The sequence below is a fragment of the Amycolatopsis minnesotensis genome, from assembly GCF_039529815.1.
Taxonomy (GTDB): domain Bacteria; phylum Actinomycetota; class Actinomycetes; order Mycobacteriales; family Pseudonocardiaceae; genus Amycolatopsis; species Amycolatopsis minnesotensis.
The window spans coordinates 454,084-470,794 of sequence record NZ_BAAANN010000001.1; the positions used below are offsets into that span (position 1 = coordinate 454,084).

Annotated in this window: 16 protein-coding genes; 8 read left to right on the forward strand and 8 right to left on the reverse strand. The window is 70.9% G+C overall.

Annotation, left to right across the window (positions count from 1 at the left end):
- Positions 1–882, forward strand: coding sequence for a LysR family transcriptional regulator (locus ABD256_RS01840; RefSeq protein ID WP_344412613.1), 882 nt, complete (start codon positions 1–3; stop codon positions 880–882).
- 15 nt (positions 883–897) lie between these two features.
- On the opposite strand, the gene ABD256_RS01845 is transcribed toward ABD256_RS01840, so the two are convergent.
- Entirely contained in the window at positions 898–1,806 is a 909-nt protein-coding gene (locus ABD256_RS01845; RefSeq protein ID WP_344412615.1) for an LLM class flavin-dependent oxidoreductase, read from the reverse strand.
- A 99-nt stretch (positions 1,807–1,905) separates the two neighbouring features.
- On the opposite strand from ABD256_RS01845, the gene ABD256_RS01850 reads away from it, so the two are divergent.
- Entirely contained in the window at positions 1,906–2,538 is a 633-nt protein-coding gene (locus ABD256_RS01850; RefSeq protein WP_344412617.1) for a TetR/AcrR family transcriptional regulator, read from the forward strand.
- 470 nt (positions 2,539–3,008) lie between these two features.
- On the opposite strand, the gene ABD256_RS01855 is transcribed toward ABD256_RS01850, so the two are convergent.
- The gene (locus ABD256_RS01855) at positions 3,009–3,233 is read right to left on the reverse strand and encodes a hypothetical protein (protein ID WP_344412619.1); all 225 of its coding nucleotides are present in this window, start codon (positions 3,231–3,233) and stop codon (positions 3,009–3,011) included.
- A gap of 110 nt (positions 3,234–3,343) precedes the next feature.
- Here ABD256_RS01855 and ABD256_RS01860 point away from each other — a divergent pair, with 110 nt between their 5' ends.
- Positions 3,344–3,931, forward strand: a complete 588-nt coding sequence (locus tag ABD256_RS01860) for a TetR/AcrR family transcriptional regulator (RefSeq protein WP_344412621.1) — start codon at positions 3,344–3,346, stop codon at positions 3,929–3,931.
- Here ABD256_RS01860 and ABD256_RS01865 read toward each other — a convergent pair.
- From ABD256_RS01865 to ABD256_RS01875, 3 genes are read right to left on the reverse strand one after another with little or no spacing between them, the layout of a single operon-like run.
- On the reverse strand, positions 3,928–4,299 hold the full coding sequence (locus ABD256_RS01865) for a response regulator (protein WP_344412622.1): 372 nt from the start codon (positions 4,297–4,299) through the stop codon (positions 3,928–3,930). The genes ABD256_RS01860 and ABD256_RS01865 overlap by 4 nt on opposite strands.
- Positions 4,296–5,363 carry a PAS domain-containing sensor histidine kinase gene (locus ABD256_RS01870; protein WP_344412624.1) on the reverse strand — a complete coding sequence of 356 codons (1,068 nt, stop codon included), beginning with the start codon at positions 5,361–5,363 and terminating at the stop codon, positions 4,296–4,298. The genes ABD256_RS01865 and ABD256_RS01870 overlap by 4 nt, the downstream gene beginning before the upstream one ends.
- Positions 5,364–5,414: 51 nt before the next feature.
- Complete coding sequence (locus ABD256_RS01875) at positions 5,415–5,582, reverse strand: hypothetical protein (protein ID WP_344412626.1); 168 nt, start codon at positions 5,580–5,582, stop codon at positions 5,415–5,417.
- A 138-nt stretch (positions 5,583–5,720) separates the two neighbouring features.
- Between ABD256_RS01875 and ABD256_RS01880 the strand changes: the two genes are divergently transcribed.
- The 3 genes from ABD256_RS01880 (at position 5,721) to srmL (ending at position 9,670) form a co-directional block, all read left to right on the forward strand.
- Complete coding sequence (locus ABD256_RS01880) at positions 5,721–6,851, forward strand: dipeptidase (RefSeq protein WP_344412628.1); 1,131 nt, start codon at positions 5,721–5,723, stop codon at positions 6,849–6,851.
- A gap of 609 nt (positions 6,852–7,460) precedes the next feature.
- Entirely contained in the window at positions 7,461–8,339 is an 879-nt protein-coding gene (locus tag ABD256_RS01885; RefSeq protein ID WP_344412630.1) for an NAD-dependent protein deacetylase, read from the forward strand.
- 200 nt (positions 8,340–8,539) lie between these two features.
- Positions 8,540–9,670, forward strand: coding sequence for a PheS-related mystery ligase SrmL (gene srmL / locus ABD256_RS01890; RefSeq protein ID WP_344412632.1), 1,131 nt, complete (start codon positions 8,540–8,542; stop codon positions 9,668–9,670).
- A 157-nt stretch (positions 9,671–9,827) separates the two neighbouring features.
- Here srmL and ABD256_RS01895 read toward each other — a convergent pair whose 3' ends face one another.
- Together ABD256_RS01895 and ABD256_RS01900 are read right to left on the reverse strand one after the other, a co-directional pair.
- Positions 9,828–10,295: a MarR family winged helix-turn-helix transcriptional regulator gene (locus ABD256_RS01895; protein WP_344412634.1), complete on the reverse strand. Its 468-nt coding sequence runs from the start codon at positions 10,293–10,295 to the stop codon at positions 9,828–9,830.
- Complete coding sequence (locus ABD256_RS01900) at positions 10,292–11,701, reverse strand: MFS transporter (RefSeq protein WP_344412636.1); 1,410 nt, start codon at positions 11,699–11,701, stop codon at positions 10,292–10,294. Before ABD256_RS01900 ends, ABD256_RS01895 begins: the two co-directional genes overlap by 4 nt.
- Before the next feature lie 173 nt (positions 11,702–11,874).
- On the opposite strand from ABD256_RS01900, the gene ABD256_RS01905 reads away from it, so the two are divergent.
- Positions 11,875–12,240, forward strand: a complete 366-nt coding sequence (locus ABD256_RS01905; RefSeq protein WP_344412638.1) for an RNA-binding S4 domain-containing protein — start codon at positions 11,875–11,877, stop codon at positions 12,238–12,240.
- 3 nt (positions 12,241–12,243) lie between these two features.
- Here ABD256_RS01905 and ABD256_RS01910 read toward each other — a convergent pair whose 3' ends face one another.
- Positions 12,244–14,028 (reverse strand): hypothetical protein, encoded by a 1,785-nt coding sequence (locus ABD256_RS01910; RefSeq protein WP_344412640.1) that lies wholly within the window; start codon positions 14,026–14,028, stop codon positions 12,244–12,246.
- A gap of 202 nt (positions 14,029–14,230) precedes the next feature.
- On the opposite strand from ABD256_RS01910, the gene dnaE reads away from it, so the two are divergent.
- Positions 14,231–16,711: DNA polymerase III subunit alpha (gene dnaE / locus ABD256_RS01915; RefSeq protein WP_344412642.1), on the forward strand; the 2,481-nt coding region annotated here is incomplete at its 3' end.

The following is a 16,711-nucleotide window of genomic DNA, read 5'->3' on the forward strand; positions in this document are numbered from 1 at the left end:
ATGGAACTCGGGCTCCGGCACCTCCAGGTCGTGGTGGCCGTCGCGGACGCGGGCGGCATCAGCCGTGCGGCCGCGGCACTCGGGATCGCGCAGCCGGGGCTGACCGCGCAGCTCAAGCGGATCGAGCAGGACCTCGGCATCGCGCTGTTCCACCGCGGCGCCGACGGCGCGGTCCCGACCGACATCGGGAGCCAGTTCGTCTGCGGCGCGCGGGACGTGCTGGTGCGCTTCGAGCAACTGCTCGCCACCACCCGGTCGCTCGCTTCGGGAACCGGCACCGAGCCGACGGTCCGGATCGGCGCCACCGGCGGGCATCTGCTCGCCGAGGTCACCGCCGTCGTCGGTGACCTGCTCCCCGCGGGCAACCAGTTCGTCCAGGTCCGCGAAGACGCCGACGAGATCGTGGCCTCGCTGCGCGGACGCCGTCTCGACCTCGGTCTGATCACCGAGTACGCCGAACTGCCCGCACCTCGTCTCGGCGGGTTGTCGGGGCACGATCTCGGCGCCGAACCCCTTCCGGTCGCCTTGCCCGCGCACCACCACCTGGCCGGGCGGGGCGCGGTGGAACTGCGCGAGCTGGCGGGCGAGGCGTGGGTGTTCCCCGCCGAGGAACCCGACGACCTGCGTTCGAGCGTCCGGCTCGCCTGCGAGCGAGCCGGGTTCAGCCCGCTGTTCCGGCATTTCGGCGTGGACACCGAAACCGCGGCCACCCTGGTCCGTGCCGGTCAGGCGGTCGGTGTGCTGCCGCGGCGCACCGAGGGCGCCACCCGCGTCTCCCTTTCGGGCGCGCCGCTGTGGCGGCGGACGCGGCTCGTCTGGCTGGGCAGGTCCTCGATCGGCGAGGCGGTCGCCGAATGCGTCGGGAACGCGGACGGCCGCTGATTCGTCCACAGTGGACTAGTCACCGCCGGTCCAGGACAGTCCCTTCGCCACGGTGCGGGTGGTCTCCCAGGTGTGGCGCCAGTCGCGGCCGATCGTGGTCACGATGATCCGGTCGGCGCCGGCGGCGGCATACGCGGCCAGCGTCTCTTCGACGGCGGGCGCCGTGCCCTCGACCACCAGGTCGTCGATCGCCTCCGGCGGCATCCGGTACACCTCGGTGGCCGCCTCGCGGAACCCGGCCAGCGCGGCCTTGTCCTCGGTGTCCCAGATCCTGATCCCCACCGTCACCTCCGGCACAGCGCCCTCCGGCGCCATCTCGCGCAGCTTCGCCGTCGCGGCCGCGAGCTCGTCGGGAGCCAGCAGCGACGGCAGCCAGCCCGCCGACCGCCGGACGGCCCGCCGCATCGCGATCTCGCCCTGCCCGCCGACGAGAATCTCCGGCACCGCCGCCGGCGGCGCCAGTGTGACCGAGGGTTCGCCCGGCAGGTCTTCCAGCACGGTCGGCCGTCCCGGCAGCAGGCCGGCCAGGTGGTCGAGCGCCGCGTCGAGGCGGCGGCCCTTGGCCTCGTCCCGCTTGCCGACGGCCTGCCAGAAGGACGCGGTGGGCGGACCACCGATGCCGACCCCCAGGACGGCACGGTCGTCCGACAACCGCTGCAAGGTCGCCAGCTGTGCGGCGAGCAGGGCGCCGGGCCGTAGCGCGGGCACCAGCACACCGACGCCGAGGCGGATGCGCGAAGTCGCGCCCGCGAGCACCGCCAGCGCGGTGAGCGGTTCGAGCGCGGGTGCGCCCTCGGCGTTGAGGAGATCGGGGATCCACACCGATTCGAACCCGAGTTCCTCGGCGTGCCGCGCGGACGCCACGAGGTCACGGCCGTCGCCGATGCCCGGCAGGGCGACACCGAGCCGAGGTGTGGCCGTCATCGCACTTCCGCCACCGCTCGCGGCGAGTCCCGGATCGGCATCGTTCCTCCTTAAGGTAAAGTACTCCATGTACTTTACACAACGACCCGATCGGCTGCCATGACGTCCACCGAAAAACCCCGGCGCCTTCGCCCGGAGAAGCGGCGCGCGATCGTCGACGCCGCGCGCGCCGCCTTCGGCAAGCTCGGCTACGTCCGCGCGGGCACCGACGCGATCGCCGCCGAAGCCGGGGTGTCCACCCGCACGCTCTACAACCACTTCCCCACCAAGCTCGACCTCTTCCGCTCCGTGTTCACCGAGGGGGCCGCCACCGTCGCGGCCGGGTTCACCGAACGCATCGACGCGCTACCCGGCGGCGCCGACGCCGAGTCCACCGTGCGGGGCATCGCCCGCGCACTGGTCGCGCACCGGCTCGACTTCCCCGAGCACTTCGCGATGGCGCGTTACGCCGACATCGAACGCGAACACTTCCCCGCGGAGACCTTCGACCACTGGCGGACCTCCGGCCCGCAGGCCGTCACCCGCGCCGTCACCGCGCGCCTCGAACGGCTCACCGCCGACGGCCTGCTCGCCACCGCCGACCCTGGCGAAGCGGCCGACCAGTTGATCCTGCTCATCGCGGGCGCGGTCGCGTTCCGGCAACGGCCGGGCGTCACCGTGTCCGAGCACGACGCCGAGCGGATCGTGCGCAGCGGGGTGCGCACGTTCCTCTATGGACACTCACCGCGCTGACCAGGAAGGGCACGAACTCCGTTCAGGACGGCAACGCGGCCTGTTCCTCCTGCACCGCAACGGTTTCCGGTACGTCACTCCGTCTGCGACCACGCCCGCTTCCCGTGCGGTGCCAGTGGTTGGTGCGCTCGCGGAAGGCGAGCTTGCGCGGGTCGGCGGCGTCGAAGATGGAGTACTGGGCGCGGCCCACATCACGGCGGCACGCACGTGTGCCCCGCAGGATGCTCCTGTAGGGGCCGAGGTGAGGTCCGCTGGGCGCATGCCCTGAAGGGGCCCTTGAGGGAATCTGACGCCGCGAAGGCCCCCTTCGGGGCGTCAGCATCACCATGCAGCGCGCCGCGAGGGGCGAGATTGTGGCGCCAGATTCCCCGAAGGCGCCCTTCAGGGTCCAAGCGCCCGGCGGCTCCCCGGGCGAGTCCACGCTTCCGCCACCCCATCGCCTCGGAATCAACGCGCCCAGTTCACCCCGCTTACCCGACGACCGCGGCGGTGACCAGCCCGTATTCGACGGTCACCGTGACCCGGTTGCTGAGCCAGAGCTTCGCCTCGGCTTCGCCGCGCCCGGCGATCCTCGTTTCGTAGCCCTCGTGCGCGAGTTCGAGCAGCGCGCGCTTGACCGGCAGGCCGATGACCTCCTCCGGGCGGAAGCCAGGCCGCCTCGACGGGCCACCGTCCCGGATTCCCTTGTCTCCCACGATGCCAGTGTTCCACGCTGGGCCCCGGCCGGACCGTCGCCGCCCCCTGCGCGAAAACGGCCCGACCGGGTAAGAAGCTTCTTACAGCACCGGCCGGTATCGTGCCACTCATGGGGACGCAGACACGCCAGCGCATCATCGAGGCAGCGGTGCGGCTGTTCGCCGAACGCGGCGTCGCGGCGACCCCGGTGACCGCGGTGGAGGCCGAGGCCGGTCTCAGCGCGGGCAGCGGCGGCTTCTACCGGCACTTCAAGGACAAGGGCGATCTACTCGCCGATGTCGTGACCGCCGAACTGGCCAGGGTGCGGAAGGTTCCGCCACCGAACGAGCCCGCCTCGTCGCCCGCGGGCGCGCTGAGCGCGCAACTGCGCTCCGATCTCGACTTCCTGGCCGAGTTGAGGCCGCTCATCACGATCCTGTTCTGGGAGCGCGGGAAGATGCCCGACATCGCCGAGCGGATCCGGACCACCATGCTCGAACGCGGCATCGAACTCGGGGTGGCCGATCTCCTGCTGCGCTCACCGTCCGGGCCGGTCATCCGCGACCCGGTCGCGGCCGCGGCCGTGATGCAGTCGGCGATGGTCGGGTACTTCCTCGCCATCGAGTACTTCGGGGCGGCACCCGCGGACGTCGACGCGACGCGGTTCACCGCGACGCTCGCCGATCTGCTCACCGCCGCCGAGGCCGGAGCCCGCTAGGAGACCAGTCGGCGGACGGTCTGGATGATCTCCGTGTTCGGCGAGCCCTTGAGGACGAAGTCGGTGATACCGAGCCCGCGCAAGCTCGCGACGGTCTCTCCGTCGTCGTAGGCGGAGAAGGCCATGATCCTGGTGGCCGGCGAACACGCCAGGATGCCGCGCGCCGCCGCCGCGCCGCCACCACCGGGCATGCGCAGGTCCAGCACGGCGACGTCGGGCGTGTGCTCACGGGCGAGCGCGACCGCCTCGTCCGCGTCGCTGGCGACCGCGACGACGGCGAGGTCGGGCTCCTCCTCCAGCACCGCCATCAGCGCTTCCCTGATGGTGTGGTCGTCATCGGCGATCAGCACCGCGAACGGGGCGCTCACGGCCGCGGCTCCGGCATCACGGGCAGCCAGAACTCCACCGTGGTGCCCTCCCCCGGCGTGCTCGCCACCGTCCACCAGCCTTCGGCCGTCTCCGCTCGTTCGCGCATCTCGATCATGCCGAAGTGCCCCTGTTTCGTCTTGGTCCACGCCGCGCCGACCTCCATCCCGATCCCGTCGTCGCGCACGCTCGCGAGCACCCCCTGATCCACTGTGGACAGTTCGATCGCGACGGTGCTCGCCTTCGCGTGCTTGCGGACGTTGGCCAGTGCTTCCTGGCAGATCCGGAACACGGTGATCGCGCACTCGCGGGGCGGCTCGCCGACGAGGTCGTTCCGGAAGGCGCAGCTCAGGTTCCAGTCCGCCACGACGTCGTCGAGGTAGGCGGTGATGGCGTTGCCGAGGCCGAGCTGGTCGAGCGCGGCGGGGCGCAGTTGCGACACCAGCTCGCGCAGCCGCTGCACCGCTTCGTGGACGACGTTGTCGAGAGTGCCGATCTCGGCGATCTCCTCGCGGGGCACCCTGCCGGAGAGCAGTTGGAGCCGCATCCCGACCGAGACCATCGCCTGGATCGCGTCGTCGTGCACGTCCCACGCGATCCGCCTGCGTTCCGCTTCCTGCGCGTCGACGAGGTGGCGCAGCAGCTGGCGCCGTTCGCTCAGCGTCCGTTCGACGTTGCGGCGTTCGGTCATGTCCCTGGTCACCTTGCCGAAGCCGCGCAGCCGTCCATCGGTCCCGAACAAGGCGGTGATCACGACGTTGGCCCAGAACCGCGAGCCGTCCTGGCGGACGCGCCACCCCTCGTCCTCCAGCCTGCCCTCGGCTTCGGCCACCTGCAGCTCCCGGTCGGGCTTGCCCGCGGCGACGTCCTCCGGCGGGTAGAACACCGAGAAGTGCCGCCCGATGATGTCCGCCGCCGAATAGCCCTTGATGCGCTCCGCACCGGCGTTCCAGCTCACGATCACCCCGGTGCGGTCCAGCATGAAGATCCCGTAGTCGAGCACCGCCTCGACCAGCAGCCGGAATTCCGCGTCCTCCGGCGTGGGGTGGCCGCGCTCGATCTCCATGACGCTCATGCTGCCCCATCCGGTGGTGTGTCCGCACCGGGCAGGGCCACGTCAGCGGCTTTCACCGAAGGGCGGTACGTTCGGATCGTCGTCGGCGGGTGGTTCGGTGTCGAGCCCCTCTTCGGCCCTGGTGGGTCCGTTGCCCTTCAGCATGCCCTGGAGCTCGGCCTTCATCTCGTCGTCCGCACGGGGCGAATGCAGATCGCTCTCACGCCGCATACCGGCCTCCTTTCCGCGTGCCATGTCCGGCGATTTACCCAGGCGGCCGATGTCCTAATCGCGCGCCGGGGGCGGTGCGCCGCGCGCCTCGGGCAGAATCGGCGTCCGGACTCCGTTCCCGATCGAAGGACCGCCTGGATGACCTCGCTCGACCGAGCCAAGACCCTGCTGGACTCCGCCGTACTCGCCGACGGGCACAACGACCTGCCATGGGCGTTGCGCGTCAAGGGCGGTCCCGACCCGGTCTCGGCGGTGCGCGCCGCGGATCTCACCGTGCACCAGCCCGATCTGCACACCGACCTGCCGAAGCTGCGGGACGGCAGGCTCGGGCTGCAGTTCTGGTCGGTGTACGTGCCGTGCGGGTTCACCGCGGACAGCGCGGTCACCGCGGTGCTGGAACAGATCGAGGTGGTGTACCAGCTCGCGGCGCGCTACCCGGACCGGCTCGGCCTCGCGACCTCCGCGGCGGAAGCGGAGACGGTGCTCCGCAGCGGCCGGATCGCCTCGCTGCTCGGTGCCGAGGGCGGGCACTGCATCGCGGAATCGCTCGGTGTGCTCCGGATCCTGCGCCGCCTCGGCGTCCGGTACCTGACGCTGACGCACAACTACAACACCCCGTGGGCCGATTCGGCCACCGACGAACCCGCGCACGACGGGCTCACCGGGTTCGGGAAGGAGGTCGTGGCGGAGATGAACCGCATCGGCATGCTCGTCGACCTTTCCCATGTCGCACCGAGCACCATGCACGCCGCGCTGGACACCACCACCGCCCCGGTGATCTTCAGCCATTCCTCGTGCCGGGCGGTCAACGACCACCCGCGCAACATCCCCGACGACGTGCTGGAACGGCTGCCTGGCAACGGTGGTGTCGCGATGATGACCTTCGTGCCCGGCTTCATCGCGCCCGCGGTGTCCGCGTGGGACGCCGAACTGAAGGCCGCCATGGCCGCCGACGGCCAGGACCACCGCGACCTCGGGGCCCGTGAACGGTTCGCGAAGGCGTGGGACGGCCCCGAGAAGCCGAAGGCGACCGTGTCCGACGTCGTAGCGCACATCGAGCACGCGCGCGAAGTCGTCGGCATCGACCACATCGGACTCGGTGGCGACTACGACGGGGTCGGCGAGCTGCCGGTGGAACTGGAAGACGTGTCGGGGTACCCGGTCCTGTTCGCGGCGCTGCTCGACCGCGGGTGGAGCGACGAGGACTGCGTCAAGCTGGCGGGCCGCAACACACTCCGCGTGCTGCGCGACACCGACGTCCCGCTCTGACGCCGCGTCGGTGCACCAGAAATCGTTGCCGGACAAGGGAATCCGGCGGAAGGAACCTCACCGGCCACGGTCGAGACCACCACGCGCTCGATCGAGTCCCCCGCCCGCCGAGCGAGCGTGATTCCGCTTGCGCGCACCTGCTCCGCTCCCGGCGCTCATTCCCTCAAGGGGCCCTTGAGGGAACTTGAGGGAATCCGATGCCGCGAAGGGCGCCTTCAGGGCAACGTGTCAGGAAGCGCCGAGCCGAAGCGGGGCGGATCGGATCGGGGCACGGCCCGGTGATCGGGGCAGAGCCGGGCCTCGCGGGGCGGGCGATCCGGCGGTGCGGGCGAGCAGCGCGACCCCGCCAATTCCCTGAAGGGCCCCTTCGGGGAATCCAACGCCGCGAACTCGCCTCTCGCAGCCAGCCCATCGCCAAGCACACGCCCTGAAGGCGCCCCTGAGGGCATCCAACGCCGCGAAGGCGACCTTCAGGACATCAACCCCGGCATGCTCCGCGCCGTGGCGGTCGAGAATGCGGCGTCAGATTCCCGAAGGCGTCCGTCACGGCAGCGCACACCCTCAACCGACCTCACCACTCGACTTTCCGCGATCTCGTAAACTGGCCTCGTGCGGACACGACCGACGCTGACCTGGACGCCGACGGGGGCGCCGTTCCCGAGGACGACCAGTATGGCCGAAGTCGCCCGCGTGCTGGAGAACGGCCGGGTGGTGGTGCTCAGCGGCGCCGGGCTGTCCACCGAGTCCGGGATCCCGGACTACCGCGGCGAATCCGGCAGCCTGCGGACGCACACCCCGATGACCTACGACGAGTTCACGGGTACCGCCGCCGGGCGCCGCCGGTACTGGGCCCGCAGCCACCTCGGCTGGCGCACGATCGCCCGCGCCCATCCGAACGACGGGCACCGCGCCGTCACCGCGCTGCACTCCGCCGGGCACGTCACCGGGGTCATCACCCAGAACGTGGACGGCCTGCACCAGGCGGCGGGCACCGGGCCGGTGGTGGAGCTGCACGGCAGCCTGGACAGGGTGGTGTGCCTCGGCTGCCGTCGCACCAGCGCCCGCGAGGACCTCGACCGGCGGTTGCGCGCCGCGAACCCGGACTTCGAGGCGACCGCGACGCGGATCAACCCGGACGGCGACGTCGACCTGCCCGGCGACGTGGTGCGCGGCTTCCGCGTCGTCGGCTGCGCGGACTGCGCCGACGGGGTTCTCAAGCCGGACGTGGTGTTCTTCGGGGAGAACGTGCCGCGGCCGCGGGTCGACGAGTGCTACCGGATGGTCGGCGAAGCCGACGGCCTGCTGGTGCTCGGCTCCTCGTTGACGGTGATGTCGGGCCTGCGCTTCGTCCGCCACGCCGCCAAAGCGGGCAAGCCGGTGCTCATCGTCAACCGCGGCGAAACCCGCGGCGACGAGCACGCGACGATCCTCGTCGACCTTCCGCTCGGCGCCGCGCTCACCGATCTCGTCGACCTGCTCGGCGCCTGACCGGACGCCCGGAAAACCGCTCCTCCTGGCAGTGCCCGGCCGGTTATCCTGGTGCCATGGCAGCGAATTCCCGCCGATTCAGGCGCCCCTTGGCCCGCACCGGGTGGCGAAGGGGTTCGTTTTCCGCGCGCTGACCTCGCCGAGCTCTCGGGCCAAGGGGGTGCCGACCCCGTAGGCCCGATCCGCTCAGGAGGCTCGCCATGCCCACCCCGCTTTCCCCTGCCCAGCTCGCCACCGATCTCGCCGTCCGCGATCTCACCGAGGGCGTGCACGCGGTCCGGCTCGCCGTCCGCCGCGCCGTCGACGCACTCGCCACCGCATGGGGCTGTGAGGTCCGGTGGTGTCGTGGCGATCGGATCGTCACGATCGCCGACAACTACGACAACCTCGGCTACGAGCCGTCCGATGTCACCCGCGACACCCGGTATACCAGGTACGTCGACGAAAATCGGATGCTGCGCAGCCATTCGAGCGCGCTCGTCCCCGGGGCGCTGCGCGATCTCGCGCGCCGCCCTGCCGACGACGTGCTGCTGGTGTGCCCCGGGATCGTCTACCGCCGGGATTCGCTCGACCGCCTGCACACCGGGACACCGCACCAGCTCGACCTGTGGCGGCTCTCCCGCCGGACACCGCCGATGACGGGCCGCGATCTCGACGAGATGATCACGACCGTGCTCGGCTCGCTGCTGCCCGGCGCCGCCGATCGCCGGGAACCACGTGTCCACCCGTACACCGTGGCCGGCCGTCAGGTCGACGTCGACCGCGGCGGCGAATGGGTCGAGGTGGCCGAATGCGGGCTCGCCCATCCCGCCGTCCTCGCGCGCGCCGGGCTCGACCGGTCGTGGAGCGGGCTCGCCATGGGCATGGGGCTGGACCGGATGGTCATGCTGGTGAAGGAAATCCCGGACATCCGGTTGCTGCGGTCCGCCGATCCCGCGGTCGCGGTGCAGCTGACCGATCTCTCCCGGTACCGGCCGGTGTCCTCGATGCCGTCGATCCGGCGAGACATCTCGCTCGCGGTCGCCGGCGACGCTGTCGCGGAGGATCTCGGCGACCGGGTCCGCGAGGCACTCGGTCCCGACGCGGCCTCGGTCGAATCGGTCGAGATAGTGCGGGAAACGCCGTGCCGGGAGTTACCGCCGCAGGCGCTGGCACGGCTCGGCGCACATCACGGGCAGAAGAACGTCCTCGTCCGGATCGTCCTGCGGCACCTGCGCCGCACGCTATCCGACGAGGAGGCGAACCGCCTGCGGGACCGCGTCTACGCCGCGCTGCACCAAGGCCGCGCACAGCAGTGGGCGACCGCGAAACCCGGTGGCCCCACCGGCTGAGGGATCGCGCCGAGCACAGCCAGGACGTTCTCGTCGGGGGCGCACACCGGCGCCGCGAACACGATCGCGCGCGGGTTCTCCGCGCGAAAGGCACGTACCGCGGCGAGCCCGTGGCCACGACGTAGTGGCTTTCCCGCGCGAGCGTCACGAAACACGGCTACCGGCGCTCGTCGGCGTCTTCGGCGAGATCGTCGATCGCGCCGACGAGCTGGTGCAGCGCGGGCAGTGCCGCGGTCAGCAGGTGCTGCCAGGCCGGGTGCAGGCGCGCCATCGCGGTCTCCAGGATCTCCGCGTTGTGGCCGTGCCACCGGTGCACCGCCTCGCGCCCCTGCCCGGTCAGCGCCAGCGCGACCGTGCGACGGTCGTCCTCCCCGCTGGTGCGACTGACCAGGTCACGCGCGCGCAGCCCGTTGACCATGGTGGTGACGGAGTTCGGCGCGAGCCGCAGCACGTGCGCGAGCCTGCTCGGCCCGGCACCGGGGTTCTCCGCGAGGCACGAAAGCAGTTCGAGCTGCGCGACGGAGAGCGTGTTCGACGGATCGGCGTTGCGGGCCGCACGGCGCATGGCCCGCCGCAGCCGCGCGACGACCTCGGCGAGCGCGACATCGGGCACCTCCGCGCTCATGATGCCTTCGATTCGCTCGCAAGCGTCACTCCGCCGGGAAGCTCCGCGTTCTGGGCGCGGCAGACCGCGAACCCGGTGGCACCCGCGACGGCACCGGCCACGGCGAGCGCACCGAGTGCGAGCACCGTGCCCATGGCGCCGCCCGCGTGCAGGCACAGCGTCACCAGTGCGACGCCGAGCGCCGTACCGAGGCCACGCGCCATGTTCACCAGCCCTCCCCCCGCCGCCGAGCTGCGCGCCGGGATCGCCCCCATGATCGCCGAGTTGTTCGCCGGGATGAACACTCCCAGCCCGAGGCCGAGCACGAACAACGACACGCCGGCGAGAACCCCGGAGTGCACCGTGACCACCAGCGCCGCGCATCCCGCCACGCTCGCCGCCGCGCCGACGAGCACCCTGCCGCGGGTGCCGAGCTTCGAGGGCAGCATCCGGTCCGCGGCCACCGCGGCGACGGCGAACCCCGCGGGCAGGCTCGTCAGCACCAGCCCGACCTGCGCGCCGAGCACCTGCGGCAGCAGCGTCAGCGGCCCGAACAGCACGAGGTACCCGCACAGCGCGCCGGTCAGGCCCAGCGCGACCACCGGGCTGCGCAGCATCTTCAAGCACACCACGGGGTTCGCGGCAGTGGCCTCGCGACGCGCGAACCCGGCGGCCGCCGCGACACCGATCAGCGCCAGCGCGGCGGCCGACCACATCGGGAACTCCAGTCCGGACAGCACGGACAACGCGAGCAGGATCGCGGTGGACGCGGTCGCGAGCAGCACCACGCCTGCGGTGTCGAACCGGCCGAGCGGCGTGCGCTCGCGCGTCCTCGGCAGCAGGTAGCGGCCCGCGATGAGGCCGATGATCCCCACCGGGACGTTCACCAGGAACACCCACCGCCAGCCCGCGGTGGTCACGAGCAGGCCGCCGACCGTGGGGCCGAGCGCCAGCCCGAGTGCCTGCGCCGCCGCCTGCACGCCGAGCGCGGCGCGCATCTTGGCCTTCGGCACGCTGGTGACGACCAGCGCCACGCTGTTCGCCTGCAGCATCGCCGCCCCGACCGCCTGCACCACGCGGAACGCGATCAGCCAGCCGAGCGACGGGGCGAGCCCGCACGCGACGGAAGCGGCGGTGAAGACCGCGAACCCGTGTCCGTAGGTGAGCTTGCGGCCGGCGGCGTCGGCGATCCTGCCGACCGCGGCGAGCAGCCCGACGAGGGTCAGCAGATAGGCCAGCGACACCCACTGGACCGCGGCCATCGGGTCGACGAACTCGCGCTGCAGCGCGGGGAAGGTGAGCGTGACGATGCTCGCGTCGAGCTGGCCCATGAAGGCCCCGAAGCACACGGCGCCGACCGCGAACCAGCCCGCCCTCGGATGTTCGCGCACCACGCGCGGACGGGCACGTTCGGCGAGCGCCGCCACGCAACCTCCCAAGTAACTCTCAAACAGATGCAGTCTGAGTCTACTCGTGCAGTTCTGGCCCGCACTTCCAGATCGAGTTATATCGATCTCAGAGGCACTCATACCTCGGATTGACCAGACCGGCGACCTCGGCGGCTGCGACCGCGACCGGGCCCGTGCCATCATGTACGGCTGTGGAGTCCACCCGAGTGGATCGCTGGCTGTGGGCGGTCCGGCTGACCAAGACCCGGCCCGACGCCGCCGCGGCCTGCCGAGGCGGGCACGTGCGCGTCAACGACCGGCCCGCCAAACCGGCGACCACCGTGTCACCCGGCGACGAGATCCGCGCCCGCGTCGGCCAGACGACCCGGATCGTCGAAGTGGTGCGGGTGATCCAGAAGCGCGTCGGCGCCGCCGACGCCGCCACCTGCTTCATCGACAGGACACCCGCGCCGGCGGAAGAGACGTCGATCCCGGTCGCCCGCCGGGAACGCGGCGCCGGACGCCCGACCAAACGAGAGCGCCGAGTGCTCGACAAGTTCCGCGCCGGGCAGCACTGAGGTTCAGTCCCGTTTGAGGGCGTTGGTGAGACCGGCGACGACGGTGGTGGTCAGCAGCCAGCCCGACGCGGTCAGCGCCCATGCCCAGACCTGGGCCACCCCTCCGGCCACCCATGCCTTGTCCTGGCCGAGATCGATCACCGGCAGCAGGACGTCGAGGGTGTAGGCGACCCGGTTGAGCGACGGCGGGTTCGCCACCGCGGGGTGGAGCTGGGCCGGGTCGAGCACGAACGCGCCCACCAGGAGCAGCGCCAGCAGCCACACCGCGGCGAGCCAGGTGCGGTAGCCGTAGCCGACCGTGAGGTACAGCAACCAGTTCCAGGCCCGGCCGACCGGGTTGAGCACGCGCCTGCGCCGCCACTGCCGCGCCAGCTTCGCCGTCCTCGCCGCCTCGACGCGGCCCATCCGCCGGTACGCCTCCGCGAGCTGGTCGTACACCCCCGGCGTGTAGCCGCGGTGCCGCTCCACCCAGCGCAGCCGCTGCCGCGTCGTGATGCGATCGTTCACCAGCGTCTCGTAGGCGAAGCCGCGCAGTTCGAGCCGGTCCGGCCAGGTCGCGGGATCGTCCGAGTAGGACCGCACCGCGGCGTTGGTCAGGTCGAGCACCCCGGTCGGCGCCGACGACGGCCGGAACACCAGGTCACCGGCCACCCGGCAGCCCGCGAACGTCAGATCGCCGCGCGCCGCGAACCCCTCGCCGCACACCAGCGATTCGCCGACCACGAGCCCCGACGCGTCGAGCGCGACCCCGCCGTCGCAGTTCACCATCGCGCCACCGAGATCGAGCAGGCCGCCGATCCGGGCACCGGCCAGCCCGAGGGTGCCCTCGCAGGTGAACCCGGTCCTGGCGAACATCGATCGCCCGACCGACAGGTCGTCGGCGGCCACCGCCGAGCCGTGCGCACCCGTCAGGCGGGCGGTGCTCAGGATGAGCGAACCGCCGACCTTCGCACCCACCAGCCGGATCTCGCCCTCGACCACGCAGTCGCGCCGCAGGAACAGATCCTGCGAGACGGTCGCGCTGTCCAGGTTCAGTGCGCGTCCGTCCGGATTGGACAACGTGGCCGCGCTGCACGACAACGTGCCGCCGATCTGAGCACCGACCAGCCGCACCTCCCCCTCGGCGCGGAACCCGTCCCGGCAGAAGGCGTCCTGGCCGACCACGAGCCCGTCGGCGGACAGCACGTCGGCCCCTGGTGCGCTCAGGCGTGCCCCGTCGAGTTCCAGGGTCCCGCCGATGCGCGCGCCGGCCAGCCGCACGCTTCCCCGCGAGACGAAACCGTCCCGCGCGAACAGGTTCTGGCCGATCACGAGGTTGTCGGCCGCGAGCGCGTACCCCTCCGGGTTGGTCAGCCGCGCACCGCTGAGGTAGAGCGAGCCACCGATGTCCGCGCCGAGCAGCCGCACCTCGTCCCCCGCCGTGACCAGCCCGGCCAGGTCGACCGAGCCCCGCACCTGCAGCTGTTCGGCGAGCAGTTCGCACACCCTGGAGCGCGTCAGGCGGATCGAGGGCGCCTGGGCCTCGCGCAGGTTCACCACGTCGTCGAGGCGGCAGTCCACCAGCCAGCACGGGCCGGGCAGCGTCACCGCCTCCAGGTTCAGCGCGCCGACGATCCTGGCGCCGACGAGCTTCACCGCGCGCACCGGGCCGTCCCGCTTGCCGAGGAGCACCTCCTCGACGACCGCGGCGCGGATCGTGTCCGTCGCGGCCGTCCGCAGGTCCAGCCAGTCACCCTCGGCGGCGGCCTCGATCAGCCGTTGTTCCTCGCGGGTCAGGTCGGCGAGCATCTCCCACCCCTGTCGGCCTGCTGACGTCGGCCACCCGGCGGGGTGACGCCGGAAGTGTGCCACTCCTCGCGGCTGGCGGGGCTCCACGGCTCGGAAAACAACTTCGAGTTGTCGCGGGTCACGTGTCTTTTGTTGGACGCCGCGACGCCGTCTCGGATCGAATGCGCACCGAGACACCAGCCGACAACCGAAGGTGGTTACCTTGGACTCGTTCGTCCACCTGCATGTGCACACCGAGTACTCGATGCTCGATGGTGCGGCGAAGATCGGTCCGTTGTTCGCGGAGGCGGCGCGGTTGGGGATGCCGGCGGTGGGGATGACCGACCACGGCAACATGTATGGGGCGGACGAGTTCTACCAGCAGGCGCGTAAGCACGGGTTGAAGCCGATCATCGGGATCGAGGCGTACGTCGCGCCGGAGTCGCGGTTTCACAAGAAGCCGGTGTTCTGGGGGCAGTCGAACCAGCGTGGTGCGGATGAGCTGGGTGAGGGTGGTGACGTCTCGGGTGCGGGTGCCTATACGCATATGACGATGCTGGCGGAGAGCCCGGTGGGGTTGCGGAACTTGTTCAGGTTGTCGTCGCTGGCGTCGATGCAGGGGTATTACCGCAAGCCTCGGATGGACCGGGAGATCATTTCCGAGAACGCGGCGGGGATCATCGCGACGACGGGGTGTCCTTCGGGTGAGGTGCAGACCCGGTTGCGGCTGGGGCAGAGGGACGCGGCGATCCAGGCGGCCTCGGATTACAAGGACATTTTCGGTGCGGGGAACTTCTTCCTGGAGTTGATGGATCACGGGTTGCCGATCGAGCGGTCGGTGCGGGAGGGGCTGCTGGAGATCGGCAGGCTGCTTGATTTGAGGCCGCTGGCGACGAACGATTCGCATTATGTGACCAAGGATCAGGCGGACACGCACTCGGCGTTGCTGTGTGTGCAGGCGGGTAAGACGCTCAATGACCCGAACCGGTTCAAGTTCGACGGGGATGGCTACTACCTGAAGTCGGCCGCGGACATGCGCGAGTACTGGGACTCCGAGGTCCCCGGCGCCGCGGACTCGACCCTGCTGATCGCCGAACGCGTCCAGTCCTACGAAGAGGTCTACACCCACAAGGACCGGATGCCGGTCTTCGAAGTCCCCGACGGGCACGACCAGGCTTCGTGGCTGCGGGAACAGGTCATGGCCGGCCTGCGCCGGCGCCTCCCCGGCGGCGTCACCCAGTCCTATGTGGACCGCGCGGAGTTCGAAATCGAGGTCATCGTCGGCAAGGGCTTCCCCGCCTACTTCCTCATCGTCGCCGACCTCATGCGCCACGCACGCGAGGTCGACATCCGGGTCGGGCCTGGCCGCGGCTCCGCGGCGGGCTCCCTCGTCGCCTACGCCCTCGGCATCACCAACCTCGACCCGCTCGAACTCGGCCTGCTGTTCGAGCGGTTCCTCAACCCCGAGCGCGTCTCGATGCCCGACATCGACATGGACTTCGACGACCGAAGGCGCGGCGAAATGATCCAGTACGCGACCAACCGCTACGGCGCCGAGTACGTCGCACAGGTGATCACCTTCGGCACCATCAAGACGAAAGCGGCGATCAAGGACTCAGCGCGCGTCCACTACGGACAACTCGGCTACGGGATCGCGGACCGGATCTCCAAGGCACTCCCCCCGCCCGTCGCCGCGAAGGACATCCCGCTGTCGGGGATCGTCGATTCGAAGCACGAGCGCTACGCCGAGGCCGCCGAGGTCCGCACGCTCGTGGAGACCGACGACGAGTGCAAGACGATCTTCGACACCGCGCGCGGCCTGGAGGGCCTGATCCGCAACGCGGGCGTGCACGCCTGCGCGGTGATCATGTCGAGCGAACCACTGGTCGACGCGATCCCCTTGTGGCGACGCGACGACGGCTCGATCATCACCGGCTGGGACTACCCGTCGTGCGAGGCCATCGGCCTGCTGAAGATGGACTTCCTCGGCCTGCGCAACCTGACCGTCATCGGGGACGCGATCGACAACATCAAGGCCAACCGCGGGGTCGACATCGACCTCGACACCCTCGGCGTCGACGACGAAGCCACCTACCAGCTCCTGGTCCGCGGCGAGAGCCTCGGCGTGTTCCAGCTCGACGGCGCCGCGATGCGTGACCTGCTCCGACGGCTCCGCCCCACCGGGCTCGGCGACATCATCGCCGTCAACGCGCTCTACCGGCCGGGCCCGATGGCGATGAACACGCACAACAACTACGCCGACCGCAAGAACGGCAGGCAGCCGATCGAGCCCATCCACCCCGAACTGGCCCAACCGCTGAAGGACATCCTCGCCGAAACCCACGGTCTCGTGGTCTACCAGGAGCAGATCATGCAGATCGCGCAGAAGGTGGCCGGGTACTCGATGGGCCGCGCCGACACCTTGCGGCGCGCCATGGGCAAGAAGAAGAAGGAGGTGCTGGAGAAGGAGTTCGAGGGTTTCGCCTCCGGTATGCGCACCAACGGCTTCTCGACGGAGGCCGTGCAGGCGCTGTGGGACACGATCCTGCCGTTCGCCGGGTACGCGTTCAACAAGAGCCACGCGGCAGGCTATGCCTTGCTCGGGTTCTGGACCGCGTACCTCAAGGCGAACTACACCGCGGAGTACATGGCCGCGTTGCTGACCTCGGTGGGGGACAACAAGGACAAGTCGGCGATCTACCTG